The sequence below is a fragment of the Pseudovibrio sp. SCP20 genome (assembly GCF_057774105.1).
Map to the genome: position 1 here is coordinate 123,085 of NZ_JBYMDH010000002.1, position 26,999 is coordinate 150,083.

General features: G+C 53.1%; 18 protein-coding genes, 1 tRNA gene and 1 pseudogene. 5 read left to right on the top strand and 15 right to left on the bottom strand.

What is annotated here, in order from left to right:
* Positions 1–151: 151 nt before the first annotated feature.
* The 12 genes and pseudogenes from AC3CB2_RS09025 to AC3CB2_RS09080 form a co-directional block, all read right to left on the bottom strand.
* On the bottom strand, positions 152–1,486 hold the full coding sequence (locus AC3CB2_RS09025) for an amidohydrolase family protein (RefSeq protein ID WP_352932783.1): 1,335 nt from the start codon (positions 1,484–1,486) through the stop codon (positions 152–154).
* Positions 1,487–1,512: 26 nt separating this feature from the next.
* Positions 1,513–2,454, bottom strand: a complete 942-nt coding sequence (locus AC3CB2_RS09030; RefSeq protein ID WP_014283627.1) for an ABC transporter permease — start codon at positions 2,452–2,454, stop codon at positions 1,513–1,515.
* 3 nt (positions 2,455–2,457) lie between these two features.
* The gene (locus tag AC3CB2_RS09035; RefSeq protein ID WP_352932780.1) at positions 2,458–3,549 is read right to left on the bottom strand and encodes an ABC transporter permease; all 1,092 of its coding nucleotides are present in this window, start codon (positions 3,547–3,549) and stop codon (positions 2,458–2,460) included.
* The gene (locus AC3CB2_RS09040; RefSeq protein ID WP_352932777.1) at positions 3,546–5,093 is read right to left on the bottom strand and encodes an ABC transporter ATP-binding protein; all 1,548 of its coding nucleotides are present in this window, start codon (positions 5,091–5,093) and stop codon (positions 3,546–3,548) included. Before AC3CB2_RS09040 ends, AC3CB2_RS09035 begins: the two co-directional genes overlap by 4 nt.
* A 79-nt stretch (positions 5,094–5,172) precedes the next feature.
* Positions 5,173–6,183, bottom strand: a complete 1,011-nt coding sequence (locus tag AC3CB2_RS09045) for a BMP family protein (protein WP_352932774.1) — start codon at positions 6,181–6,183, stop codon at positions 5,173–5,175.
* 610 nt (positions 6,184–6,793) lie between these two features.
* Positions 6,794–7,786 carry a Gfo/Idh/MocA family protein gene (locus AC3CB2_RS09050; RefSeq protein WP_352932771.1) on the bottom strand — a complete coding sequence of 331 codons (993 nt, stop codon included), beginning with the start codon at positions 7,784–7,786 and terminating at the stop codon, positions 6,794–6,796.
* Positions 7,787–7,949: 163 nt separating this feature from the next.
* On the bottom strand, positions 7,950–8,837 hold the full coding sequence (locus AC3CB2_RS09055) for a peptidylprolyl isomerase (RefSeq protein WP_352932768.1): 888 nt from the start codon (positions 8,835–8,837) through the stop codon (positions 7,950–7,952).
* Positions 8,838–8,843: 6 nt separating this feature from the next.
* Positions 8,844–9,557, bottom strand: coding sequence for a respiratory nitrate reductase subunit gamma (gene narI, locus AC3CB2_RS09060; RefSeq protein WP_352932766.1), 714 nt, complete (start codon positions 9,555–9,557; stop codon positions 8,844–8,846).
* Between the two features lie 2 nt (positions 9,558–9,559).
* A complete protein-coding gene (gene narJ / locus AC3CB2_RS09065; RefSeq protein WP_352932763.1) occupies positions 9,560–10,282 on the bottom strand; it encodes a nitrate reductase molybdenum cofactor assembly chaperone in 723 nt (240 codons plus the stop codon).
* Positions 10,279–11,820, bottom strand: a complete 1,542-nt coding sequence (gene narH, locus AC3CB2_RS09070; RefSeq protein ID WP_352932761.1) for a nitrate reductase subunit beta — start codon at positions 11,818–11,820, stop codon at positions 10,279–10,281. Before narH ends, narJ begins: the two co-directional genes overlap by 4 nt.
* Entirely contained in the window at positions 11,817–15,566 is a 3,750-nt protein-coding gene (locus AC3CB2_RS09075) for a nitrate reductase subunit alpha (protein ID WP_352932758.1), read from the bottom strand. The genes narH and AC3CB2_RS09075 overlap by 4 nt, the downstream gene beginning before the upstream one ends.
* Positions 15,567–15,591: 25 nt before the next feature.
* Positions 15,592–18,385: pseudogene (locus tag AC3CB2_RS09080) on the bottom strand (nitrate/nitrite transporter).
* Between the two features lie 234 nt (positions 18,386–18,619).
* Between AC3CB2_RS09080 and AC3CB2_RS09085 the strand changes: the two are divergent.
* From AC3CB2_RS09085 to AC3CB2_RS09100, 4 genes are all read left to right on the top strand, one after another.
* Complete coding sequence (locus AC3CB2_RS09085) at positions 18,620–19,561, top strand: LysR family transcriptional regulator (RefSeq protein ID WP_352932755.1); 942 nt, start codon at positions 18,620–18,622, stop codon at positions 19,559–19,561.
* Positions 19,562–19,926: 365 nt separating this feature from the next.
* On the top strand, positions 19,927–20,760 hold the full coding sequence (locus AC3CB2_RS09090; RefSeq protein WP_352933031.1) for a bifunctional allantoicase/(S)-ureidoglycine aminohydrolase: 834 nt from the start codon (positions 19,927–19,929) through the stop codon (positions 20,758–20,760).
* A 6-nt stretch (positions 20,761–20,766) separates the two neighbouring features.
* Positions 20,767–21,270: an ureidoglycolate lyase gene (locus AC3CB2_RS09095; RefSeq protein ID WP_352932753.1), complete on the top strand. Its 504-nt coding sequence runs from the start codon at positions 20,767–20,769 to the stop codon at positions 21,268–21,270.
* 30 nt (positions 21,271–21,300) lie between these two features.
* Positions 21,301–22,746 (top strand): uracil-xanthine permease family protein, encoded by a 1,446-nt coding sequence (locus AC3CB2_RS09100; protein WP_352932750.1) that lies wholly within the window; start codon positions 21,301–21,303, stop codon positions 22,744–22,746.
* 43 nt (positions 22,747–22,789) lie between these two features.
* Here AC3CB2_RS09100 and AC3CB2_RS09105 read toward each other — a convergent pair whose 3' ends face one another.
* On the bottom strand, positions 22,790–23,986 hold the full coding sequence (locus AC3CB2_RS09105) for a Gfo/Idh/MocA family protein (RefSeq protein ID WP_352932747.1): 1,197 nt from the start codon (positions 23,984–23,986) through the stop codon (positions 22,790–22,792).
* A gap of 191 nt (positions 23,987–24,177) precedes the next feature.
* Here AC3CB2_RS09105 and AC3CB2_RS09110 point away from each other — a divergent pair, with 191 nt between their 5' ends.
* Positions 24,178–24,783, top strand: coding sequence for a class I SAM-dependent methyltransferase (locus tag AC3CB2_RS09110; RefSeq protein ID WP_352932745.1), 606 nt, complete (start codon positions 24,178–24,180; stop codon positions 24,781–24,783).
* Positions 24,784–24,799: 16 nt separating this feature from the next.
* On the opposite strand, the gene AC3CB2_RS09115 is transcribed toward AC3CB2_RS09110, so the two are convergent.
* Together AC3CB2_RS09115 and AC3CB2_RS09120 are read right to left on the bottom strand one after the other, a co-directional pair.
* Positions 24,800–24,889, bottom strand: a tRNA-Ser gene (locus tag AC3CB2_RS09115).
* 167 nt (positions 24,890–25,056) lie between these two features.
* A complete protein-coding gene (locus AC3CB2_RS09120; RefSeq protein ID WP_352932743.1) occupies positions 25,057–26,943 on the bottom strand; it encodes a methyl-accepting chemotaxis protein in 1,887 nt (628 codons plus the stop codon).
* Positions 26,944–26,999 lie beyond the last annotated feature (56 nt).

Here is a 26,999-nt window from a genome sequence, read left to right on the forward strand (position 1 = left end):
GCTCATCCCTCCTGCTCGATCAGAGAAGTTCATCATAACCAGCTGTGGCGCAGAGGGGGATAACTTATTTTGGTGGGAGTTTTTCCGCCCCGCAGAGTGCTGCAGGACGGAGGAACGCAGGAAAAACGCAATTAACGCAAACCAATGCACATTATAACGCAAGAGTGGTTTGGCGGGTGTTGTCCCCGTTTTGGGCGTTGCCATTTGGAGAGTAATCCGCGGCATTCACAGTTTTTGGGCGGCCTTCCAGAGAGAGGGTGGCGATGCGCGGGGCGGTTTCGGCGATGACTTTGCCACGGCGGACCACTGCAAGGCGGGTGGCCTTCATGCGGATCGCTTCGATTGCGTCTTCGGCCTGCAGCAGCACGAAGTCTGCGTTGCCGCCGACTTTAACGCCGTATCCTTCCAGCCCCATGATCTTTGCGGAGTTGGTGGTGACGGCCTCATAGCAATAGCGGATGTCATCACGACTTGAGAGTTGGCCTACATGCAGGCCCATGCCTGCGACTTCCAGCATGTCTGCGTTGCCCAGCGAGTACCATGGATCCATCACACAATCATGACCGAAACCGACGGTGATGCCGTAGTCGCGCATCTCACGCACGCGGGTTTGGCCACGGCGTTTTGGATAGGTGTCGTGGCGGCCCTGAAGCATGATGTTGATCAGGGGGTTAGCGATGGCACAGACATCCGCTTCTGCCATCAGAGGCAGCAGCTTGGAGACGTAGTAATTGTCCATGGAATGCATGGAGGTGAGGTGTGATCCGGTTACCCTGCCCTGTAACCCTAAGCGCTGGGTCTCGTAAGCCAGCGTTTCGATGTGGCGGGAGAGCGGGTCGTCGGATTCATCGCAGTGCATGTCTACCCGCAGGCCGCGCTTTGCTGCGATTTCCATGAGGGCCTTTACAGAGCAGGCGCCATCTTCCATGGTGCGCTCAAAGTGTGGGATGCCGCCGACCACATCCACGCCCATGTCCAGCGCACGGAGCAGGTTGTTTTCTGCGGTTGGGGAGCGGTAGAAGCCATCTTGCGGGAAGGCGACCAGCTGCAAATCGATATAAGGCGCAATGCGTTGCTTTACATCCAGCAGGGCTTCCACACCCAACAGACGATCATCACAAACATCCACGTGGGTTCTGATGGCCAGCAGGCCCTGAGAGACTGCCAGATCGCAATAGCGCAGTGCTCGTTCGACAACCGCATCAATGGTAAGTAGTGGCTTCAGCTCTCCCCAGAGGCTGATGCCTTCCAGCAGTGTGCCACTCTCATTCATTCTTGGCAGACCAAGAGAAAGGGTGGCGTCCATATGGAAGTGAGGATCAACGAATGGTGCTGAAACCAGCTGACCCTGAGCATCGATCACGCGTTCTGCTTCTGCGGTGATGTCTTCTTCAATCGCGGTGATTTTGCCAGTTTTCACTGCAATATCGACACCTGTTTCGCCTGTGGTCAGGACTGCGTTTTTTACGAGTAAATCCAGAGACATGAGTGTTGCCTTTCTTACTTATTAGCTTAACGCTGACCACGGAAATAAGGTTGCAGAAGTGCGCGTGGGTAGTCTGCTTTGCGGGCTACAAGCACCAGCGCCACGATGGAAAGCAGGTACGGGATCATCAGGAAGACCTGAGAGGGGATCACCGCACCAACCTCATTTTGCAGGCGGATCTGGAAGGCATCAAAAGCGCCAAACAGCAGTGCCCCTAGCAAAGCCTTACCCGGTCTCCAACTTGCAAACACCACCAGAGCAATGCAGATCCAGCCGCGTCCGTTGATCATGCCGAAGAAGAAGGCATCGAAGGCGGACATGGTGAGGAAAGCGCCGCCCAGTGCCATGAGTGCAGACCCGGCCATGATTGCGCCGATACGCAGAGCGAAGACAGAGAGGCCCTGTGCTTCAACAGCGGATGGATTGTCGCCCACTGCACGGATCGCAAGGCCAAGTGGGGTGCGATAGAGCACGTAGCTGACCAGCAGGACCATAGCGAGCGCCAGGAAGGTCATGGAAGTTTGCTGGAACAAAGCCGGGCCGATGAATGGCAGGTCAGACAGCACCGGAATATCAAGCGGTTGGAACGCTTCAATACGCGGAGGGCTGGAGACTTTTGGCAGCGCTGTACGATAAGTGAAGTAGCTGACCGATGTGGCAAACATGGTTATGCCGAGGCCGGAGACGTGCTGCGACAGACCCAGTGGCACCGTAAGGATGCCGTGGAGCAGACCAAAGAACGCACCTGCCAGCGCCGCGATGAGAACACCGCCCCAGAGGCCAGCACCAAGCCAGACGGCCATCCAGCCGCACATGGCCCCAACCACGAAGATGCCCTCAATACCGAGGTTCAATACCCCTGCCCGCTCGCAGACCAACGCGCCGAGCACACCGAAGATGAGCGGAGTGGCGATGCGGATGGCAGCAGCCCAGAAGTTGGCGGAGAGAAGAATATCAATATATTCCATGGCTTATGCCTCCCCTTTGGCTGCAAGTGGTGTCTTCTTCGGCTGCACAAAGCGGATTTTGAAGCGCACGAAAAGGCTGGAGATCAACACACAAATCAGGGACATGGCAACCACGAGATCCGCAATGTAGCTGGAAACGCCCATGGCGCGGCTCATACTGTCTGCTCCTACAAAGACTGCGGCGATGAAGACAGCAGCCACAACCACACCAACGGGTGAGAGACCCGCGAGCATAGCGACCACAACACCGGTGTAGCCGAAGCCCGGAGAGATATCGGAGGTCAGATACCCTTTCAGGCCAGCGACTTCGCTGACACCAGCAAGGCCTGCGAGCGCGCCGGAGATCAAACCCACCTTGATGAAGGTGGAGGTGACAGGAATGCCTGCGTGTTTTGCGGCGGAGAAGTTTTCACCCGTTGCGCGGATTTCAAAACCCCAAACGCTGCGCTTCATCATGATGTAGATTACAAGCGCGGAAACAAGAGCGATGACAAGGCCCCAGTGGATGCGCATGCGAGGGAACATCTTGGGCAGTGTGGCGGCGCTGGTCATTGGTTCTGATTGCGGCCAGCCCATGCCCATTGGGTCTTTCATCGGGCCTTCCAGCATCATCTGCACAAACAGCAAAATCACGAAGTTGAGCAGCAAAGTGGTGACGACTTCATCTGCTCCTAGCTTAGTTTTCAGCAGTGTCGGGACGAGCATCAGTGTGCCGCCCGCAATCATACCCGCCAGCATGATCAGCGGGATCATGATGTAGGCAGGGGCTGAGATGGCACCAGAGCCAACTGCGACAGCAGCGAGTGCGCCGACATAGAGCTGGCCTTCTGCGCCGATGTTCCAGAGTTTGGCTCTGAAGGCGACGCTAACAGCAAGGCCGGTGAATATGAGCGGGGTGGCACGGGCCAGAAGCTCAGACAATGCGAACTTTGAGCCGAATGCACCTTTGAAGATGTGCCCGTAGGCGGCAAAAACTTCTCCCCCTGCGGCTGCAATGGGGATCGCCGCAAGCACAAGCGCGGTGATTCCTGCGATAATTGGCAGGGCAAAAGCAAAGAGCGCAGAAACATTGCTGCGAGGTTCAAACCGGATCATGCTGCTTGTTCCCCTTTTGCGGAATGTCCTGCCATCATCAGGCCGACCTGTTTCTTATCCAGCTTTTCCGTCTCTACTGGCTCAGAGATATGCCCGCGGTGGATCACGGCGATCCTGTCGGATAACTGGAAGAGCTCGTCCAGATCCTCAGAGATGAGAAGGACGCCTGCGCCTCTGTCCCGCGCCTCCTGAAGGCGGCGGTGCACGTCAGCCGTTGCACCTACATCCAGCCCTCGGGACGGCTGCGCGGCAAGCACGATATCGGGTTGCTGGTCCAGCGTTCTGGCGAGGACGATCTTTTGGATGTTCCCGCCGGAAAGCAGGCGGGAGACGGCAAGCGGGCCGGAGCAGCGGATATCATAGGCTTTGATAGCCTCTTGAGCACGCTTGCGAATTTCGTTGAAGCGGAGAAGGCCGAAGCGCTGGTAGGCAGGCTTGCGGATTTCCTCCAGCACGAGGTTTTCCTCCACCGACATGGCACCCACGATGCCGTCATGGTGGCGATCCTCTGGGATGCGAGCTACGCCGGATTTGATTGCAGCGGCGGCACTGGCCTTGAGCAGTTTGCCGTTGAGCTGGACATTGCCAGCGGTTGGCGTTTCCAACCCGGAGATGACCTTTGCGAGTGTGCTTTGGCCGTTGCCAGAGACACCTGCCAGGCCGATGATTTCCCCTTTTCGGAGGGTGAGATTGACGTTCTCGATCTGCTCGCGCCCCTCACCGGCGCTGACACCAGCAAAAATCAGCGTTTCGTCTTCCGGATAGCCGGGTTTGCGTTCTGTGGATTGGACTGAATGCCCGACCATCACCTCAGCCAGCTGATGGCGATCACACTGCGATGTTGGAAGGTCCGCAACAATCTTACCCCCTCTCAATACCGCAACACGGTCAGATGCGCCCAGCACCTCTGCCATCTTGTGGGAGATGAAGATAATTGCCATGCCTTTGGCTGCAAGCAGCTTCAGGGTTTTGAAAAGACTATCGGATTCCTGCGGTGTGAGAACTGCAGTGGGTTCATCCAGCACCAGAATACGGGCATCGCGGTAGAGCGCTTTGAGGATTTCAACGCGCTGTCTTTCCCCAACTGCTAACTTTGAAACGCGCAGATCCAGATCGACTTCGAGGCCAGAACTCTGCATCAGATCCTGTAGTTTTGCCCGCGCTTTGGAGCGGCTGAAGCGGCGTGCAAACAGGCTCTCCGTGCCCAGAACGATGTTCTCAAGGCCCGTCAGGTTCTCAGCCAGCGTGAAGTGCTGGTGAACCATACCTATCCCCGCTTCAAGGGCTGCCTGAGGGGCACCGGGCTCCAGATCTACCAGAATACCAGAGGAGTGGCGTACCATGACACGTCCTTCATCAGCCACATAATGACCGAACAGGATATTCATGAGCGTGGTTTTGCCCGCTCCGTTCTCACCCAGCAACGCGACTATTTCCCCTGCATGCAGGTCCAGATTGACGTTGCCGTTGGCAACCAGATCACCAAAGATCTTGGTTATGTTTTGAAGAGATAAAAGCGGATGCTCACTCTTAGTTTCTGGCATGGGATACCCTTGGACTGAAGAGGTTATGCGCGCGGCAGACGGAGAAGACGGGCCAGGTTATCCCCCGGCCCGACCTGCATTAATTGGAGGACTTTGGCTCTTCGTCGTTGATTTCAACGGTGAAAGACCCATCCAGAATGCTCGCTTCAACAGCTTTGACCTTGCCCAGCAGGTCCGCATCCACCAGCGCTTCATCAACCACCAGTGAACCACCACCATGGCCCATGAAGGAGAACTTGCCGTAGTCTTCAGCCTTGAAGTTATTCGCCTTTACAGCTGCGATCGCTGCATCAACGGTTGGCTCCATATGCCAGATGGCAGAGGCAAGGATGGTGTTTGGATAATCAGCAGCGGTGTCGATCACATTGCCGATTGCGAAGATGCCTTTCTCCATCGCCGCATCAGACACGCCGAAGCGTTCTGCATACAAAACATCAGCGCCAGCATCGATCATCGCATAAGCGGTTTCTTTTGCTTTTGGCGGGTCGTACCAGGAGTTGATGAAGTTGACGGTGAAGGTCACGTCAGGATTGGTTGCCTTAGCACCATTCATGAATGCGTGCATGAGGCGGTTGACTTCCGGAATGGCGAAGCCACCGATCATGCCGATTTTGCCAGACTTGGACTTCGCGCCTGCGATCATACCGGAGAGGTAGGATGGCTCGTGGATGAAGTTGTCGAACACAGCAAAGTTTGGTTCGGCAGCCGGGAAGGAAGAGCCCATGAGGAAGGCTGTTTCAGGGTATTCAGCTGCTACATTGCGCGCTGCGCGTTCTACTGCGAATGCTTCGCCGACGATGAGCTGATGACCCGCTTCGGCGTATTCACGCATGACGCGCTCATAGTCTGTGTTGGCGGTGTTTTCGGAGTAAACATAGGTGATATCACCGCGCTCAGCAGCTGCGTTGAGGGCCTTGTGAATACGGCCAACCCATTGCTGTTCAACAGGAACGGTGTAAATCGCTGCGACCTTGAGAGGTTCAGCAGCCAAAACTTTTGCCGGAGAATAAACCGTGATTACGGCCGCAAAAACAGCCACGGCTGTAAGAACATGGCGTCTCACAAAACCGTTCAAACGTGTCGCAAACATGCACACCCCCTGAAATCAATAATTTGTGCAGGGCTGCAGATCAGACTGCAGCCGCAATCTGCCCTATCTCGTAGTGAAAGTGAAAATGTCCTGATCAGGACGAAGGCATTAAAAATGGCTGTATACGAGACAAAGCGGCTAATGACTAGATGCCTCAGAAGTATTTTTTGCATGACGGCACGTAAATCAATGCAGAACACACAGTACTTTTCTTATGGTATTCAGTTATTTATCGACCGCATAAATATTATTAAACCACTATATAGCTGTGGATTGAGCCAAGTGACGATAAAACACTCGAATCGAAGCAACATCTTGAAATTTTACTTTTCGGTCAAATAATTTCAATCAATAATATTTTGCAATATTTTCCATAGATTGAAAAATAGCGCAGTGCGCCCATTGATTGCTCCAAGTGCTTATAATGCACGCAGGTAGAGCTCTGATTTCATGCAGGATTTGGAGTGTAGTGCTCAACAAGCGAGCATAGCGCGCCTTTTAGATACATGAAAGAAATTTGGGAATAGTTGTGGGGGATGATGGCTTTGGGCTGCCTCGAAGGCGTGGAGAAGTGCCGTGGCACTTCCCGAGTTTTGTGAGCTTGCCCAGCTCATGAGGTCACCGTTGCGGCTTCCCAGTCAGTCAGGATCTGCATGATCTGACGGCTGTCTTCCATGCTTGGCGCCGGGCTTTCAAGTGCGGTCTTGCCAGCTTCGATCGCTTCGCGGATTGCTCTGACCTGATAGAGGAACGCATTGCCTTCCGCTGTTACGGTGCGGGTGTCGCCGGGCTTTTCGTAAGGGGTGACGGTGAAACTATTCCCCTCCGCTTCCGGCAGCCATGGGTTGGAATTGAGCACGAGGCTGGCTTTGGATCCCAATACCGTGAAACCGGCATGCAGACCGTAGTCTTCAGCGGTGTGGAGCTGACAGACAACACCGTTGTTCAACCTCAAGGTCGCTGCAGACTCGCAGATATTCCCGTCCGCACCACGACGGCCCATCGCGGAGATCTTATAGTTTTCAAAGACATGGGTCGGGAACGCTGTTTGCAGAAGCAAGTGCATCAACGAGGTTGGATAGCAGCCGAGGTTATATAATGCCCCCTTGCTGTGCGGGTTCACGAACTGAGCGATAGAAGCGCAGTACTGAGCAGTGATGGACTGGATTTCCCCCAGCTCACCAGAGGCAACCACATCACGAATAGCAGCAGCGAACGGATGGTTCAGGTACATCAGGCCTTCAACGAAGAAGACGCCATTTTCAGCAACAGCTTTCAGCGCCTGATCTGTCTTTTCCATATCCACGGAAAGTGACTTTTCGCAGAGGATCGCCTTGCCTGCATTGGCCGCTTTGATCACGTACTCATGATGAATGTGATTAGGGAGTGCGATGTAAATGATATCAACGGCTTCGTCTTCAATCAGCTCATTGAAATCATCAAAAGTATGCTCAACATCGTACTTCTCTGCGAACACTTTCAGAGGTACTTCTGAGCGGCCTGCAACGGAATGAATCCGCGTAGAACCTTCCGCTTGAACTGCATCCGCCATGGTAAGCGAGATGAAGCTTGTTCCCAGAAAGCCCCAGTTCAGTTTCGACATTGTTTTTCTCCAGAACACAGGATCCCGAGAACATCACGGGACGGACTCCGAAAATAACCCTAATCATATTTCAGCAGAGAGAAAACACCCGAGATCGACGGCTCATGGATTATCCAAGTTTATCGATAAAAGAGCAGGTAACTCTCAGAGTTTACTTACAATTTTACTGAACTAAGGGACTGTCCGTACCAAGTAAATCAATGCCTTTGATTTCTGCGGATCCTGCCAGAATTGTGATGTATTGAGAGACTGCTTTGGACCAACTTGCAGCTTCCAACCATGCTCTGATGGTTTCCTCAACATGTTCAAACGGCAGAGTGTTTCCGTCAATTTTCCGGTTCAGGAAAATGATATGATAGCCGAACTTGGTTTCGATTGGATGCTCTGACAGTTGTCCGGCCTGCATCGACTGAAGGGCTACTTCGAACTCAGGAACAGTGCTTCCTTTTGTCAGCTGACCCAGATTTCCGCCGGTTTCCTTTGATGGACAGGCGGAGTACTCCATTGCCAGATCGGCGAAGGATTCAGGTTTGTCCTGAAGCAGCTTGATCACATCATGCGCGCGCGCTTTTGCGATGCTGCGGGCTGTGAGTTGGTCCGGCCCTGCTGCAAACAGAATATGGCTGGCTTCATAAATCGGCTCTGAACTGAAACGGGCCTTGTAGTTCTCATAATAGCGCTGGCACTCATCCTGAGAAGCAGACGGAACATCTACTTCCTGCTCAATCAGCTCTCTGATGGCCGCGTCTTCTTCGGTTTCGCTGCCGTCGTCATGCTGCTCTGGTGCCGGGATGATGTTTAAAGCCCGTGCCTGCTGCAACAGGAGCTCTCGGACCACAAGAGCTCTTGCAGCTGCTTGAACGGCCTGACCGGGGTTTTCGGCGGGATGGTTCTGAGCTTCGGCCAGAATATCCTTCTCCGGTATCTGAACACCATTGACCACCACATCAGTGATGATCGGTTTGCTCTTTGGTGGCACTTTGGTGCTCGGCAGGTCCATGCCTGCCTGAGCACCTTCACTCAGGTTCGGGTTTGTATAGAGATTGGCCATTTCACCTCACTCTGCCGGATGACGTGAGTTGGTGGAATTGCGCTCACGTACGATCTGATAACCGGGACGCCACAGGTATCTTGCCGGCACGCTGAGCATGTGCACCAGACGTGTGAACGGGAAGATGAGCAGGATCGTCAAGCCGAAGAAGAGATGTAGCTTGAAGATCCATGAGACATCAGAGACATAGGTCGCGGCCTCACCATTGAAGGTGAAGATGCCCAGTGCCCAACTCATGAACTTAACCATTTCTTCCCCATCCAGATGCTGAAGCGAAATCGGGATAGTTGCCAGGCCGAGCAGAAGCTGGAACGCAAGGAGGCAGATAATGAAGGTGTCCATGGCGCTGGAAGCTGCCCTCACCCGCTCATCATAGAGCCTGCGATGAATAAGCATTCCTGCGCCGACAATCGCCATGAGCCCAGCAATACCGCCGACGACAACCGCCAGTACCTGTTTGGTTCCATGTCCAATCCCAAGCGCATCAAAGATCGCAATGGGGGTTAGAAGGCCGAAGAGGTGGCCCAGGAAGATGATGATCACACCCACATGGAAGAGCACAGAACCCCAGACCAGTTGTTTGCGGCGGAGCAGCTGGCTGGAGCCTGCCCGCCAGCTGTAGGGTTCTCTGTCGTATCGGATGATTGTCCCAACAATCAAAACCGAGAGGGCGATGTACGGGTAAATTCCGAAGAACAACGTGTTGAAGAAGCCAGACATGTCTAGTGATCCCCCTGGATGTTCTGTGGGGTTGCGTCGGGCGGGCGTCTGTCCGCGGCTCTCATTTGCATTCTCAACCGGTCAGGGCCACAGCTGCCTTCCCCTGCATTGCCGCCAAACTTGACGACTTCTTCCTGCCAAATGCGATCCATCGCTTCGAGGTCGTTTGGATCATCATCCGGCTCAGCAAGGATGTTGGAGAGGAGCTCTTTTGATGGCTGTGCCTTGCTGATTTCAGCAACAGCTGCAAACGCGTTGGCGTAGATTGAACCCTTCTTTTTGAGGCGTAATCGGAGCGCCTCGAAGATATGGGCTGTCTGACCAAGCAGTTCTTGTGCCTCTGTGAAGGGCTGATGTGCGAGGTACTCCAGGAAGAGTGGGATGAAGTCTGGTAGTTCTGTAGTTTCTACCGCAAATCCGTTCTTCAGGTACATTTCCCGCAGGTCTACAAGTGCCTGACCGCGATCCCTGCTTTCACCATGCACGTGTTCGAACAGGTGGAGGGAGTGGGAACGTGTTCGGTCAAACTGGAACACATAGCGTTCCTGCACCTCGTACAGATCTTTGTCGGCCAGATCATCGCATAGATTGCAGATCATCTTCTGGCCTTTTGCCGAGAGCAGGCGGTCTGAATTCACCGCCTCCTTCAGTGCTGGCAGATCATCCAGCAGCTCCTGCGTTGGGTAGTTGAGCAGGAGCGAGAGGATTTTTAAGGAGACAATCATCCGCGCATCTCCTTAAACACATCAGTTGGAGTTTCGACTGCCTTCTTACGAGAGCCGCCGAACAGGTCTGTTCCATCGCGGCCACCGGAGCAACCATTACCGAAGGAGAAGCCACAGGAGCCGCGAACATCGTAGGCATCCTCAGAGATTTCTCTGTGCGTGGTTGGGATGACGAAGCGATCTTCGTAGTTGGCGATCGCCATGATCTTGTACATGTCCTCAATGAGTTCAGGTGTAAGACCAACTTGTTTTGCGATCTCCTCATTGACCACGCCGTCGATGCTCTTGGACCTCATGTAAGAGCGCATGGCGAGCATGCGTTCCAGTGCAGAGACGATAGGCTGGTCCTTGCCTGCAGTGAGCAGGTTGGAGAGGTATCGAACAGGGATGCGCATACTCCGGACATCTGGCAGCTCACCGTCCCATCCAATCTTGCCAGCTTCAGCGGCATTCTGGATTGGAGAGAGAGGTGGGATGTACCAGACCATTGGAAGCGTGCGGTATTCCGGATGGAGCGGGAACGCCACTTTCCAGTCGATAGCCATCTTGTAGATTGGCGACGCCTTAGCAGCCTTAAGCCAGTCTTCAGGAACTCCATCCTTGCGAGCCTGCTCGATCACCTTTGGATCATGAGGATCAAGGAAGACCTTGAGTTGCTCTTCATAAAGATCCTTCTCATCCTTGGTGGAGGCTGCTTCCTCAATCTTATCCGCATCGTAAAGGATCACTCCTAGATAACGGATGCGGCCCACGCAGGTTTCTGAACAGACAGTTGGCTGCCCGGACTCGATGCGGGGATAGCAGAAGATGCATTTTTCTGATTTGCCAGAGGACCAGTTGAAGTAGATCTTCTTATAGGGGCAACCAGAGACGCACATGCGCCAACCACGGCATTTTTCTTGATCAATCAAGACGATGCCATCATCTTCACGCTTGTAGATCGCACCGGATGGGCACGCAGCAACGCATGTTGGATTGAGGCAGTGCTCACACAGGCGTGGCAGGTACATCATGAAGGTGTTTTCAAACTCGCCGTAGATTTCCTTCTCGACGCCTTCGAAATTGTAATCCTTGGAGCGTTTGGAGAACTCGCCACCGAGAATTTCTTCCCAGTTAGGTCCCCATTCGATCTTTTCAATCCGCTCACCGGTAATCGCAGACTTAGGCCGTGCCGTTGGGAACTGAGCACTTTCAGGTGCGCCCTGTAAGTGCTCGTAGTCGTAATCAAACGGTTCATAATAGTCATCGATTTCCGGCAGGTCCGGGTTGGCAAAGATCTTCGCCAGAATGCGCCATTTGGCACCCATCTTGGGTTGGATCTTGCCGTTGCGTTTGCGAACCCAGCCACCATTCCAGCGTTTCTGGTTCTCCCAGTCTTTGGGATAGCCAATGCCGGGTTTGGTTTCAACGTTGTTGAACCAGGCGTACTCGACACCCTCACGGTTGGTCCAAACGTTTTTACAGGTCACTGAACAGGTGTGGCAGCCAATGCATTTATCCAGATTCAGCACCATTCCGACTTGTGCGCGGACTTTCATTCTGCTGCCTCCTGACCACTGTCATCCAGTGGTTCTTCCATCCAGTTCACTTCTTCCAGTTTGTGAACCACAACGAACTCATCGCGGTTGGAGCCAACCGTTCCATAGTAGTTGAAGCCGTAGGATTGCTGAGCGTATCCGCCAATCATATGCGTTGGCTTAGTCACGGCTCTGGTGACCGAGTTATGAATACCGCCGCGCTGTCCGGTGAGCTCCGATCCCGGTGTATTCACGATCTTTTCCTGAGCGTGATACATGTAGATCGTGCCTTCCTTCATGCGTTGGGAGACCACTGCACGAGCGACAAGCGCACCGTTGATATTGAAGACTTCAACCCAGTCGTTGTCCTCAATATCAGCTTTCTGCGCATCAACTTCAGAGATCCAGACCACAGGTCCGCCGCGGTTGAGCGTGAGCATCAACAGGTTGTCGGTGTAGGTGGAGTGGATGCCCCACTTCTGGTGCGGAGTGATGAAGTTGAGCACCAGTTGCTTTCTGCCCAGTGACTTATCGTCGATGACAGGCTTGATGCCTTTGGTGTCTATCGGCGGCCTGTACACGCAGAAACCTTCACCAAAGGCACGCATCCAGAGATGATCCTGATAGAGCTGCTGGCGACCGGAGATGGTGCGCCATGGGATCAGCTCATGCACGTTGGTGTAGCCTGCGTTGTAGCAGACGTGCTCGGATTCCAAGCCAGACCACGTTGGGGAGGAGATGATCTTGCGTGGTTGAGCCACGATATCGCGGAAGCGGATCTTCTCTTCTTCCTTCGGCAAAGCCAGATGGGTGTGGTCTCTACCAGTGAACTCGGAGAGCGCAGCCCATGCTTTCACGGCAACTTCACCGTTGGTTTCCGGAGCCAGAGACAGGACAACCTCTGTTGCATCGATATCAGTTTCTATCTTCGCGAAGCCTTTGGTCGGGCCGTCTTCCAGAACCTCACCATTGAGGCCCTTGAGGAGTTCAACTTCGTGCTCGGTGTTCCAGCTGATGCCTTTACCACCATTGCCGAGCTTATCCATCAACGGGCCAAGGGCTGTGAAGCGCTTGTAGACATTTGGATAGTCACGCTCAATCACCACAACGTTTGGCATTGTCTTGCCCGGTTGCGGCTCGATATCGCCTTTCTTCCAGTCCTCTACGTCAAATGGCTGGGCAATCTCGCCTGCTGTGTCATGCAGGATTGGGACAAGCACGACGTCCTTTTCCTTGCCGAGCACTTCCTGAGAGACCTCAGAGAATGACTTGGCAATGCCCTTGAAGATTTCCCAGTCACTGCGCGCTTCCCAAGCAGGGTCAGCTGCACTGGAAAGTGGATGAATGAAGGGGTGCATGTCTGAGGTATTGAGGTCGTTTTTCTCATACCATGTTGCAGTCGGCAGCACGATATCGGAGTAAACCGCTGTGGTGGACATGCGGAAGTCTAGCGTGACCAGCAGGTCGAGCTTTCCTTCTGGCGCGTTGTCGTGCCAGACAGCTTCCTTGGCGCGCTGACGGCCTTCTTCGCCCAGATCCTTGCCCAGTACACCATGTTCGGTACCAAGCAGGTGGCGAAGGAAGTACTCATGGCCTTTACCGGAGGAGCCCAACAAATTGGAGCGCCAGACAAACAGGTTGCGTGGCCAGTTGGCTTGGTTATCAGGGTCTTCACAGGACAGTTTCAGACTGCCTGATTTCAGTTCCTGAGCAACGTAGTCTTTTGCGTCCTTACCGCTTGCTTCTGCGTCTTTGGCGACCTGAAGTGAGTTGGTTTGGAGTTGAGGTGCTGATGGCAACCAGCCCATCCGTTCTGCACGGATGTTGTAATCGATCAGAGATGCGTTCCAATCTCCCTCAGGCGCAGTTGGAGAGATGATCTCATCCACCTTCAGTGTCTCATAGCGCCATTGATCTGTATGCGCGTAGAAGAAGGATGTGGAGTTCATATGTCGTGGTGGGCGGGCCCAGTCCAAAGCAAATGCAAGGGCTGTCCAGCCGGTTTGTGGGCGGAGTTTTTCCTGCCCCACATAGTGGCTCCAGCCACCACCGGATTGACCAACACAGCCGCACATCACCAGCAGATTGATGATGCCGCGGTAATTCATGTCCATGTGGTACCAATGGTTCAGACCGGCACCGAGGATGACCATGGAGCGTCCGTTGGTCTTCTCCGCATTACTCGCAAATTCCCGAGCAGTTGTGATGATGTGATCTTTTGGAACACCTGTGATCTTCTCTGCCCATGCAGGGGTATAGGGCAACTCTTCATCATAGGATTTAGCGGAGTTTGGATCATCCAAGCCCCGGTCCAGCCCGTAGTTTGCTACGAACAGATCAAACACAGAGGCGACGAGTGTTTCGCCTTCTGTCAGTTTGAGCTTCTTAACGGGAACCTTGCGGACCATAACGCTGTCATGGTTGGTGCCTTCAAAGTGATCATGCTCGAGATTGCCAAAGTATGGGAAGGCGACTTCAGCGATCTCATCGTGATCGGCTTTTTCAATGAAGGACATAGCAAGATCCGTGTCTTTGCCTGCACCGTCCTTCTCTTCCAGATTCCATTTGCCTTTTTCGCCCCAGCGGAAGCCGATGGAGCCATGAGGGACCACAACCTTCTTCGACTTGCGATCGATGGCAACGGTCTTCCATTCCGGATTGTTTTCTTCGCCCAGCTTGTCAGCAAACTCGGAAGCTCTGATGAGGCGTTCCGGGATGTACTTGCCGTCTTTTTTAACGAGGCGAACCAGCAGAGGCATATCGGAATATTTGCGGCAGTACTCTTCGAAGTAATCCGCCTGCCTGTCTAAATGATATTCCCGCAAAATGACGTGGCCCATGGCCATCGCCAGCGCTGCATCTGTACCCTGCTTTGGATGAAGCCAGAGGTCAGAGAACTTGGCAGCCTCTGAATAGTCTGGAGAGACCACAACTGACTTGGTGCCCTTGTAGCGAACCTCGGTGTAGAAGTGCGCATCTGGTGTACGGGTCTGCGGAACATTGGAGCCCCACAGCATCAGGAAACCAGCGTTGTACCAATCTGCGGATTCTGGCACATCCGTTTGCTCACCCCAGGTTTGCGGTGAGGCTGGAGGCAGATCGCAGTACCAGTCATAGAACGACATGCATGTGCCGCCGAGCAGTGACAGGTAACGGGTGCCTGCTGCATAAGAAATCATGGACATAGCCGGAATTGGCGAGAAGCCGACAACACGGTCAGGACCCCATTTCTTCGCGGTGTAGGCATTTGCTGCCGCGATGATTTCGTTGACCTCTTCCCACGTGGCCCGCACGAACCCGCCGTGTCCGCGCACCTTCATGTAGTCTGAACGCTTAGCTGGGTCTTCCTGAATGGCAGTCCATGCTGCCACAGGTGATTTCACCGTACGCTCCTTGCGCCAAAGCTTGATAAGGCGAGAGCGTATGAGCGGATGTTTTACGCGGTTTGCAGAGTAGATGTACCAGCTGTAACTGGCACCACGGGAGCAACCGCGCGGCTCATGGTTTGGCAGATCTGGACGTGTGCGCGGGTAATCCGTTTGCTGGGTTTCCCACGTGATGATCCCGCCCTTCACATAGATCTTCCAGGAGCAGGACCCTGTACAGTTCACACCGTGGGTTGAACGCACGATCTTGTCGTACTGCCATCGCTTTCGATAGCTGTCTTCCCAGTTTCTGTTCTCGTTCGTCGTAACACCGTGCCCGTTTGCAAAGGTACCAGTGTCCTGTTTTGCGAAAAAGTTCAGTTTATCGAGGAGTAGAGACATCAGGAATGCCCTTCACTTTATTTGCTTAGCACGGAACGGATGCACCCTTGCGGGTGTAGAAGAACCAAGTGATCACCAGACAGATCACGTAGAAGATGCCGAAGGCCCAAAGCGCGCCATCAGGACCACCGGTGTAGGCGATGGATGAGCCGTAGGCTTTGGGGATGAAGAAGGCACCGTAGGCTGCGATGGCAGAGGTAAACGCGATGATTGCTGCGCTTTCTCGCTCTGACTGACGCAGGTGAGCTGCTGCATCCAGCTCTGGCATCAAGAGGCCAACCTGTTGACGCATGATGGTTGGGATCATCTGGAACGTGGAAGCGTTGCCGACACCTGTCAGGAAGAACAGCGCCATGAAGCAGGCAAAGAAGCCCCAGAAAGCACCCGGCTCTGTTTTGATCGACAGGAAGAATAGCACACCGCCAACGGCCACTGCCATAAACAGGAAGGTCCAGAAAGTTACGCGGCCACCGCCATACTTATCTGAAACCCAACCAGTGCCTGCACGGGACAACGCGCCGACAAGCGGACCGAGGAACGCATAGGAAAGTGCATTCACTTCCGGGAACTGGGTTTTCATCAGTAGTGGGAAGCCTGCGGAGTAACCGATAAAACTGCCGAATGTACCCGTATAGAGGATACACATGATCCAGTTATGCGCTCTGGAGAAGATGATGGATTGCTCTTTGAAGCTCGCCTTTGCATCGGCGATATCATTCATGCCGAACCATGCTGCCAACGTTGCCAGAACAAGGAAAGGAACCCAAATAAAACCAGCGTTCTGGATCCAGAGATGCGATCCATCCTCAAGGACTTGGGGAGCCCCGCCAATCGCGCCAAAAACACCTGCGGTGATGACAAGCGGCACGACAAACTGCATGACGGAAACACCAAGGTTCCCAAGGCCAGCGTTGAGAGCGAGCGCATTGCCCTTCTCTTTCTTGGGATAGAAGAAAGCAATGTTGGCCATAGAAGACGCGAAGTTACCGCCCCCGAAACCGCACAGCAGTGCCAGAAGTAGGAAGATGGCATAAGGGGTTTCAGGTTCCTGAACCGCGTAGCCAATGCCCAAAGCGGGCAAGAGAAGCGAGGCGGTGGTCAGCGTTGTCCAGAGACGGCCACCGAAGATCGGCACCATGAAGGAATAGAAGATCCTGAGCGTTGCACCAGAAAGGCCCGGCAACGCTGCTAGAAGGAAAAGCTCGTCTGTTGTGTAATCAAACCCAATCGCAGGAAGTCTTGCAACAACAACACTCCATACCAGCCACACAGAGAACGCCAGCAGCAAAGCTGGAATTGAGATCCAAAGGTTTCGTGAGGCAATCGCTTTACCTTTAGTCTCCCAAAAATCCGGTTCGTCCGGCCTCCAATCAATGAGTGTGTGCCCTGCTTGGGTTTTATCATCAGACATACATTTATTCCTTTTGGCTACATGCCCTCTCTAGACCGTTGTCCAGAAAGGGCTTCGCTGGTTATGGGTATTTGTCTGCACCTGCTGGTCCGTCAGGGCCTTCGACAGGCTCTTCCGGAAGATCAGAAAGATCGGTTTCCTCTTGTAATTCTGGATAACGCTTGCGCTCCATTCTGCGGATGGCGACATGCATCCACACTGTTGAGACGGCGACGATGATGAAGAGAAGCATGAAGGGGGCTGTCCAAACGCCGGTCCAATCCAGCAGGATGCCGAAGGCGATTGGGAGGAAAAACCCACCAAGTCCGCCAATCATGCCAACAAGTCCACCCACCGCACCAACGTGATACGGGTAGTAAACCGGGATGTGTTTGTAGACTGCCGCTTTGCCAAGGCTCATGACGAAACCCAGCACAACGGTTACAGAAACAAATGCTCCGACACCGAGGCCGAAGGTGAACTCAATCGGGCCTTCGATGCCGCTGACGACATAAGAAGTTTCTGGATAGCTGAGCAGGAACAGGCAGATGAGTGAGACAATGAAGGTGAGGTACATGACAAAGCGGGCGCCCCACTTGTCAGACATCCAGCCGCCTAGTGCTCGGAAAACAGACCCTGGCAATGAATAAAGGCCGGCGAACACACCAGCCGTTGTCAGTTCCAGTCCATAAGCGCCGGTGTAGTATCTCGGCAAGAATGATGCGAGTGCCACGAAGGCACCGAAGACAAAGAAGTAATAGGTCGCAAAGCGCCAGACTTGGAGGTTCTTGAGCGGTGCGAGTTGCTCCGCTGTTGAGACGGCTTGCTTACCTTCTTTCTTCCGTTCTTGTTGTGCTGGATCATCCTTACTGATCAGGTAGAAAAGGACTGCTGTGATCGCCAACACGATGGCGTAGACGCGGGCAGTACCTTCCCACCCAACAGCGACAACGAGAAAGGGAGCCACAAAATTTGTGACAGCAGCGCCGACATTACCAGCACCGAAGATGCCAAGAGCGGTGCCTTGCTTCTCTTTTTCAAACCACTGCGAGACGTAGGCGACGCCGATAATAAAAGAGCCGCCGGCCAATCCGAGGCCCAAGGCGGCTAAAAGAAAGACTTCATAGGTTTGTACTGAGGTGAGAAGCCAGACACAGACAGCTGTGATGAGCATCTGCAGCGGGAACATAATTCGACCGCCAAACTGTTCTGTCCAGACACCTAGGAAAATACGGCTGACAGAGCCGGTAAGTACCGGGGTCGCGACCAGCAGGCCGAATTGCGTATCTGACAGGCCTAATTCGCCTTTAATCCGTACGCCGATGATGGAGAAAATAGTCCAAACTGCAAAGCAGACAGTAAAAGCAAAGGTACTGAGCCCCAATGCTCTGTATTGATCTGAGCGAGTAACACCCTCAAGTGAATGCATAGTATTTGTTCCTGAATTCTAGCAGGTAAGACAATCCACATAGAATCTCAGGAGCATTAGCACTCAAAAGTAGAGTAACAACTAGAAAGAACAAGACTAAACGAGTAAAATTGAAATACAACTTGGAGTAAAACTATGTTTTATTTCTACCCTGCCTACAACGAAAAACGCCTATCCAGAACACTGTGATGCTGATATGTTTCTGTTTGAGGCGGGGATTTCGAAGATAAAGCAATGTCTTACATCAACAATGTCAGGATGTTCGTGCGTGTGTTTGAGCTTGGCAGCATGTCAGCTGCGGCACGGGATATGCATGTGTCTCCGGCAGTGGCTTCATCACGCATTGGAGAGCTTGAGAAGCATCTGGGTATTCGCTTGTTCAACCGCACCACGCGTACGATCCAACCCACTGAACAAGGTAGCATTTTTTACCCAGGCGCCCGCAAGATGCTGGAGGCGATGGAAGAGGCAGAAGCTGCTGTCCATGAGGTGACAAACACTCCTCGTGGCTCGATCTTCATTTCCGCACCATTGGGCATAGGGCGACGTTTGATCGCACCGCTTATTCCTGAATTTCATGAGGCCTATCCAGAGATCCACGTGCGCCTAAGGCTGTCTGATCGCCCACTCAACATAACTGGAGAAGGACTGGATCTGGCATTCATTCTAGGACAGTTGCCAAACTCTGAAATGCGGCTGAAAAACCTGCTGGATTGCCCGCGTGTGTTGTGTGCTTCGCCTGCTTATCTGGACCGTCGTGGAGAGCCTAAGCAAGGGGCAGACTTACAGCACGGTAAGCACGACTGCTTGCTGCTGCAGTTCCCCGGTTCCTCCGAAAACCGCTGGGTCTTACAAACTTCAGAAGGCAAACAAAGCTTTGCGGTGGGAGGTCCGTTCACCTCAGATGATGGCGATGTGCTTGTAAACTGGGCACTGGAGCATCATGGAATTATCAACGCACCACTGTTTGATGTAGTAGACCATTTGCTCAGCGGTGATCTTGTTGCCATCTGTACAGCTACACCACCTTCCAATGTGCATCTAGCATGCCTGTTCCCACATCGACGCTATCAAGATCCTAAGATCCGGCTGTTTCTCAAATTTGTGAGTGCACGGTTGAAGGCGTACCTAAAAGACAAGAGTTCTCAATACGCTGCTCATATGCAAAACGGATAAATTTACACCTTCAGAGCAGCTTTAGGTCTTTGTTTTTTCTAGGTAATCGCGAAACACTTTCAAAATTTATTTGATAATGCGATTCATTTATTAGGCTAAACTTATAGTTGGGAGGAGTTTGGTGGGCCTGCCAGCTGATGAGCTTTCAGGACACGGTTTATGCCAGCACATATGCCCAGTGTCTCAAACATTGCTACGTCGGTCCCTAATCCGACGAGAGCACCTCCCCCTGGCAAGGAATTCAATCAATTCGGGTTGCTTCGCTCTTTCGCCTCTTCGGTGCAAGAGCGTCGTAGAAGGAACAAACATAAACTATGAGTACCCAAACACTGCCCCCTCGCGTCTTTGATGCGCCTTCTGAAGGTATGTCACCTTCATCATTCTATGCTCCCTCCGGTGGCTTGCCACCACAAACGCAAGTCATGACGGACCGGGCGGTGTTCACCAATGCGTATGCTGTCATTCCCAAAGGCGTCATGCGCGATATCGTGACATCCAATCTGCCTTTCTGGGAAAAGACACGTGCCTGGGTCATAGCCCGCCCGCTCTCTGGCTTTGCTGAGACCTTCTCTCAATACATCATGGAAGTTCAGCAAGATGGAGGCTCCCTCAAGCCTGAGCCAGATCCAGAGGCGCAAGGGGTTATGTTTGTTGTTCAGGGTGAGATCACAATCACTCTCGGCAATGAGCCATTTACGCTGACAGAGGGCGGTTATGCCTATCTGCCCGCTGGAGCAGACTATGAAGTTTGCAATAACGGCTCTATGCCAGCCGTGTTTCATTGGGTTCGCAAACGTTACGAGGCGGTTGAGGGCATTCCAAAACCTGATGCGCTGTTCACGCACGAGAAGAACGCTGTGGTCGCTCCTATGCCGGACACCAACGGTGCTTGGACCACCACCCGGTTTGTTGACCCAAATGACATGCGCCACGATATGCACGTGAACATCGTCAACTTCGAGCCCGGCGGCTGTATCCCGTTTGCAGAGACCCACGTGATGGAGCACGGCCTGTATGTATTAGAAGGTAAGGCTGTTTACCGTCTCAACAATGACTGGGTTGAAGTGGAGGCCGGTGACTTTATGTGGCTGCGCGCTTTCTGCCCGCAGGCTTGTTATGCTGGCGGTCCAGGGCGTTTCCGTTACCTGCTTTACAAAGACGTGAACCGTCATGCTCCTCTTGGTTCGTTTCAGAGGTGATCAGCCATGAGTGATCAGGTCACCACAGAGCGCGCAATCAGGATTGAGAAGCTCACCGCTGAGACTTTCGCTCCGTTTGGCGAGCTGATTGAGGCCAGCATGACATCGCCCATCCTGATCAATGAGGGCAGATGTGAGCGCTTTACTGATCTGGCGGGCGTCGAGTTTATTGGCGGACGCGCGGGGGTGAGTCTGTTTCAGGCTGAGCTTCGCAGCTTACCTCACACACTGACTATGCTGGAGCGGCATCCCTTGGGATCACAATGCTTCATTCCCATGGCGCAATCGGAATATCTCGTCATCGTTGCAGAGGATGAAGGTGGACGGCCTTCAACCCCGCGCGCGTTTATGGCGATTGCGACCCAATCCATCAATATCAAACGCAATACATGGCACGGCGTCCTGACCCCCATCAAAGGTTCAGGACTGTTCGCCGTTGTCGATCGGATTGGGGACGGTAACAACCTAGAAGAACACTGGCTAAAGGAGGCCTACCTGATAACGGAATAACACTGTGCGTCATTAGTAGGAGGGGACTAAATGACCAGCAATTCCATCGGGACACCAGAACAACTGCGTGATCCCAACTATACGCCAGCCTTACACAGGGCGGTTCCACTTGGCATTCAGCACGTGCTTGCCATGTTTGTTTCTAACGTCACGCCAGCTATCATCATTGCAGGTGCTGCCGGTTTTGGATTTGGCTCTGATGCGGGGGCACAGGGCTTTCCGGACATGACTTACATGATCCAGATGTCCATGCTTTTCGCAGGGATCGCCACACTCTTTCAAACCATCGGAATGGGCGCTGTCGGTGCACGGCTGCCGATTGTGCAAGGCACCAGCTTTGCATTCATCCCAATTATGATCCCGCTTGTGGCTGGCAAAGGTGTTGAAGCGCTGCCTGCACTGTTTGGTGGTGTTCTGATTGGCGGGTTGTTTCACGCATTTCTCGGCATGTTCATTGGCCGCATTCGTTTTGCATTGCCACCACTTGTAACCGGCCTTGTAGTGACCATGATCGGTCTGGCGCTGGTTAAAGTGGGTATTCAGTATGCGGCTGGCGGTGTACCTGCGATTAGCAAGCCTGAGTATGGTAGCATGCTGAACTGGTCAGCTGCGCTGATTGTTATACTTGTGACGCTCGGCCTCAAGTTCTATGCCCGTGGGATACTCGCTGTCTCAGCCGTCGTGATCGGCATTCTTGCCGGATATCTTTATGCGATGATGGTGGGCATGGTAACCGTGGACGGTGTCGCCGCAAGTGTGAGCCGGTCCGCTTCTTTTGCTCTGCCAATGCCATTTATTTACGGCTTCGACTTCAGCCTTGCGGCAATCATCGGCTTCTGCCTGATGGCATTTGTGAGTGCCGTTGAAACTGTTGGCGACGTTTCCGGCATCACTAAAGGCGGTGCAGGCCGTGAAGCTTCTGACAAAGAAATCCAGGGCGCAACTTATGCAGATGGCTTTGGCACTGCGATTGCCGGTGTTTTTGGTGGTTTGCCCAACACGTCCTTCAGTCAGAACGTTGGCCTGATCGCGATGACTGGCGTTATGAGCCGCCATGTTGTGACGATTGGGGCTCTGTTCCTGATCCTATGCGGGCTGGTGCCAAAAGTTGGCGCGATCATCCGCACTATTCCGATTGAAGTGCTCGGCGGCGGTGTGATCGTCATGTTTGGCATGGTGGTTGCGGCAGGTGTCTCTATGCTATCTGACGTGAACTGGAACCGACGGAATATGGTGATCTTTGCAATCTCGCTTTCCATCGGTCTTGGATTGCAGCTGGATCCAAAAGCTGTTCAATATCTTCCAGACACCCTGCGCATCTTGATGACCAGCGGCTTGCTTCCAGCAGCACTCATCGCGATTGTGCTGAATCTTGTTCTGCCAGAAGAGCTTTCAGCTGAGGCAACAGAAGAAGTCTCAGGTGGTATGGCATCGCAAGATGATGCCCCAATGAAACCGGCAGGCTCCCAAGCCTAAAGAAACGCCCCTCGCCGCTTACAGGTGGCGAGGGGCGTTGTTTCTAAAGTTTTTGCCAGGAACCGCCGTTTTGAGAGCTTTTCACGGCGGTTTCGATGAACTTCAATCCATCCAGGCCATCTGCAACAGTTGGCAGATGTTTGCTGCAATCCGGTTCTGGCTGACCCAAAATCCGCGCACTCAATACATCTGCAAACTCATTGTAAAGTGTTGCGAAAGCTTCCAGATATCCTTCCGGGTGTCCACCTGGAATACGCGAGACAGAGTTCGCCGCATCGATTGCATCTGGTCCACCACGGGTAATGCGATAGCTTGATTTGCCATAGGGTGAGTAGACCAGATGGTTCGGATCCGCTTGCACCCATTCGAGACCGCCTTTTTCACCATAAACGCGCAGTCTCAGGCCGTTCTCATTTCCTGGAGCAACCTGAGAAGCCCAGAGCATTCCTTTCGCACCATTCTCATAGCGCAGCAGCATCTGGACATCATCATCCAGCACTCTGCCCTCAACGAAACTGGTGAGTTCGGCCAGCACTTCCGTGGCTTTCATTCCGGAAACGAATGACGCGAGATTGTAGGCGTGCGTACCAATATCTCCGATACATCCACCAGCACCGGAGCGCTTTGGATCGGTGCGCCAGCTCGCTTGCTTTTGACCAGACTGCTCGATCGGCTCAGTCAGCCAATCCTGCGGATACTCCACCTGCACCAGACGAATTTTGCCAAGTTCACCTGCTTCCACCATGGCTTTCGCCTGCCGTACCATTGGATACCCGGTATAGTTATGCGTAAGCAGGAAGAGCTTGCCGGTTTCTTCAACCAGCTGCACAAGCTTTTCACTCTCCTCGCTTGTGGTAGTCATTGGCTTATCGCAGATCACATGAATGCCAGCTTCCAGCATTGCGCAAGCAGCCGGGTAATGCATGTGGTTTGGCGTAACAATCGCCACCACATCCACCGAGTCATCCCGAAGCGGCTCCTTTGCTGCCATTTCTTCGAAAGAAGTGTAAGCACGGTCTGGTGCGATAAAGAGCTCTTCTGCCGAAGCTTTGGCCCGCTCAGGATCTGAAGACAATGCGCCGGCAACCAGCTCATAGCGGTCATCCAACCGTGCCGCTATGCGGTGAACAGCACCGATAAATGCGCCCTGACCACCACCAATCATACCCAGACGCAACCGACGTCCCAGTTTCTTTGGAGCATCTAAAACTTGTTGTGATTCAGCTGCTTCAACGGTCATTATGCATTCTCCACATTTCCTAAGCTCTCAAACATCTAATAGCGCCTCAACACTACCAGAGCCTGTAGGATCATTAGGTGTGTGATCTTCAATTGCAAATGGTCTTTCGCAAAAGTGATGGTGTTTTCAGGGAAACTATCTCAAAATCTGCATCTGATTTGCTGCAAGCTGAGGCGAGGACACGAATTCTCATGTCAAACACGCAAGAGACCACACAAGCTTACTATGAGGAGTATGCCGAGAGCTTCATCGCCCGCACCTTGCATCTGGATATGACTGAGCATTATCAGCGTTTTCTGAGTAGAGTTCCTGCTGGTGGCCGCGTTCTTGATGCAGGTTGTGGCTCAGGCCGTGATGCTCACGCTTTCAAGCAGATGGGTTTTGAAGTGGATGCTTTTGACGCCTCAAGTGAGATGGCCAAATCTGCGAGCAAACTCATAGGGATTGAGGTTCAACAGAACACATTTCAGGCGTTCGACAGTCCCCCAATCTACGATGCAATCTGGGCCTACGCTTCTCTGCTGCACGTTCCCTATGCCGAACTTCCTCTGGCACTCACCAACCTCAGCAATGCACTCAAAGACGGCGGTACTCTCTTCGCATCCTTCAAGCTGGGGGACGGCGAAATCTCACGAGATGATGGTCGCCGCTTCTCCATGATGACCGAAGACCGGTTCAAAACCATCCTCGAAGATGTTCCCAGCTTAGAGCTACAAGATGTTCGTATCACACTGAGCAACAAGCCTTACAGTAAGGATGAGAAGTGGCTGTCGATGATTATTGGGAAAAAAGGCTGATAAGGCAAAGAGATAATGGCGGAGAGTGAGGGATTCGAACCCTCGGAACACTTGCGTGCTCAACGGTTTTCGAGACCGCCCCGTTCGACCACTCCGGCAACTCTCCCGCTTGATCCTCATGCCTGAGGATTGCCGGACCTTATAAAGAAGCTTTCCCTTGGGCAAGCCCTGCGGCCTCTATGCCGCATATAACTCACAGCTGACCTTACTCAAGCACTAAAAAACGCAGTGAGCGAGCCCACTGCGTTGAAATAATTGCAAATTTTAAGAGGCTTAGGCTGCCTGAACATCCTCAAGGAAGGCTTTGATCGAGCGATTAAACTGATCAGCTTCTTCAGAGATGTTGTCTGCCTGATTGTTGATGTCCTCAGCCGTTTTGGTGGAGTTTTCGATGGTGTTGGCAACTTCAACCATTTCAGACTCACCAATGCGGGATTGATCAGAGGCGTCTGTGACAGAGCGGGCAATTTCACCCACAGTTACAGATTGCTGTTCCACGGCTGCTGCTACGGCAGAGGAGCTGGTGGACAGCTTTTCCATCATGCTGGTTACCTTTTCAATGGAACCAACCGCATCTGTAGACACCTGCTGGATTGCATGGATCTGCTGAGAGATTTCCTCAGTCGCAGTGGTGGTTTGGTTTGCTAGATGCTTCACTTCAGATGCTACAACTGCGAAGCCTTTGCCCATTTCACCTGCACGAGCCGCTTCAATGGTCGCGTTGAGTGCAAGGAGGTTGGTCTGGTCGGCAATATCCTTAATGAGGTTGACGACCTGACCAATGCGAGATGCAGACTCTGCAAGCTCCTGAATTGTCTTGGAGGTATTGATGACAAGACTACCAACTTCATCCGCAACGTCTTTGGAGTTTACGGCTTCGGAAGCCACTTCCTTAATGGAGAGAGACATTTCCTCACTGGCGGATGCCACTGTTGCAACAGAGGAAGAGGCATGGCTGACGGCTTCACCAGCCTTACCAGCTTTGTCGGAGACGCTTTCTACAGTGACGTTCAATGCAAATGAAGCTTCGTGCAATGACTGGATTGCTGAGTTGAAACCATCGCCTGCAGCTGTTGCTGCTCTTTCAAACTCACGCACCAGCATGGCCACTTTCTGCTCACGCTCCTGACGACGGTTGTTGTCTTCATCCCGTTCATCGTTGAGCTGATTGCGTTCGATCGCATTGGCACGGAACACTTCGAGGATCTTTGCCATCTTGGCGAACTCGTCGCGGCCATTGGTGCCTTCGATATCGATTGAGACATCACCCTTTGCCAACACGCTCATGGCCTGATGCAGATTAGCCAGCGGACGAGAGATGCGCCACGCAATATAACCAGCGATCATCAGACCGATGACGCCCATTGCGCCGGCCTGCAACAAAAAGCGCTGCATGCTGGCAGCTGAAGCTTCATGGTGCAGCGCTGTTGCTTCTTGTTCTCCTGCAACACCGAAGTCATTGAGCTGCTGTGCTGCCGGGATCATCTCATCCAGCTGTTCCAGCGCGAAGACCATCTCCTCCTGAATATCTGCATTCAGGGTTTCGATTTCGTCCAGTGTTTCAGTGTAAGTAGCCCAGAGCTCATTGACCTTGGCAGATGTTTCTTCTGGCATCTTCGCGGTTTGGATAACCATGCCAAACTGCTCGATGCGGCTCTTAAAGGTGCTCTTTTCAATTTCGTAGCCATCAACGCCAATGGTCCACTCCATGGCCTGAAGATCTTTCAACAAGCCTGCAACACGGTGGGTGTCTTTGCTGACGTTCAGCTGACGGCGCGCCTTGTTGATTTCCAGCTGCATTGTGGAGCTTGCACCCTGGAGGACTGAAATAAGACCTCCGTCAGAGTTGGTGCCACGCTCCAGCGTCGCTTCGACAACGGCGCCGAATGTCTCTGAGAACCCGTAGGCATAGCCTTCCAGATTGTCGTAGAGCTCATCTTCGATGCCCGGAACGTTCAGTTCGCGTGTTTCCTCAACCAATACAACAACGCGCTCGCGGGCCTCTGCAGCAATATCAGCGGCCTCAGCTTTCGGGTGGAGCAAAAACTCTCCCCCAATTGCGCGCATACGGTCAACCGCAGCACTAATCGCCTGAGCGTTTTGCATCAGCTGATTGTAGGTCTGCGTGTTTTTTTGGAACTCATCATTTTGACTATTCATTTGGGAGAGGGAAATCAGTGCCCCACCCAGCACAAGTATCGGCAGTAATCCAAGGG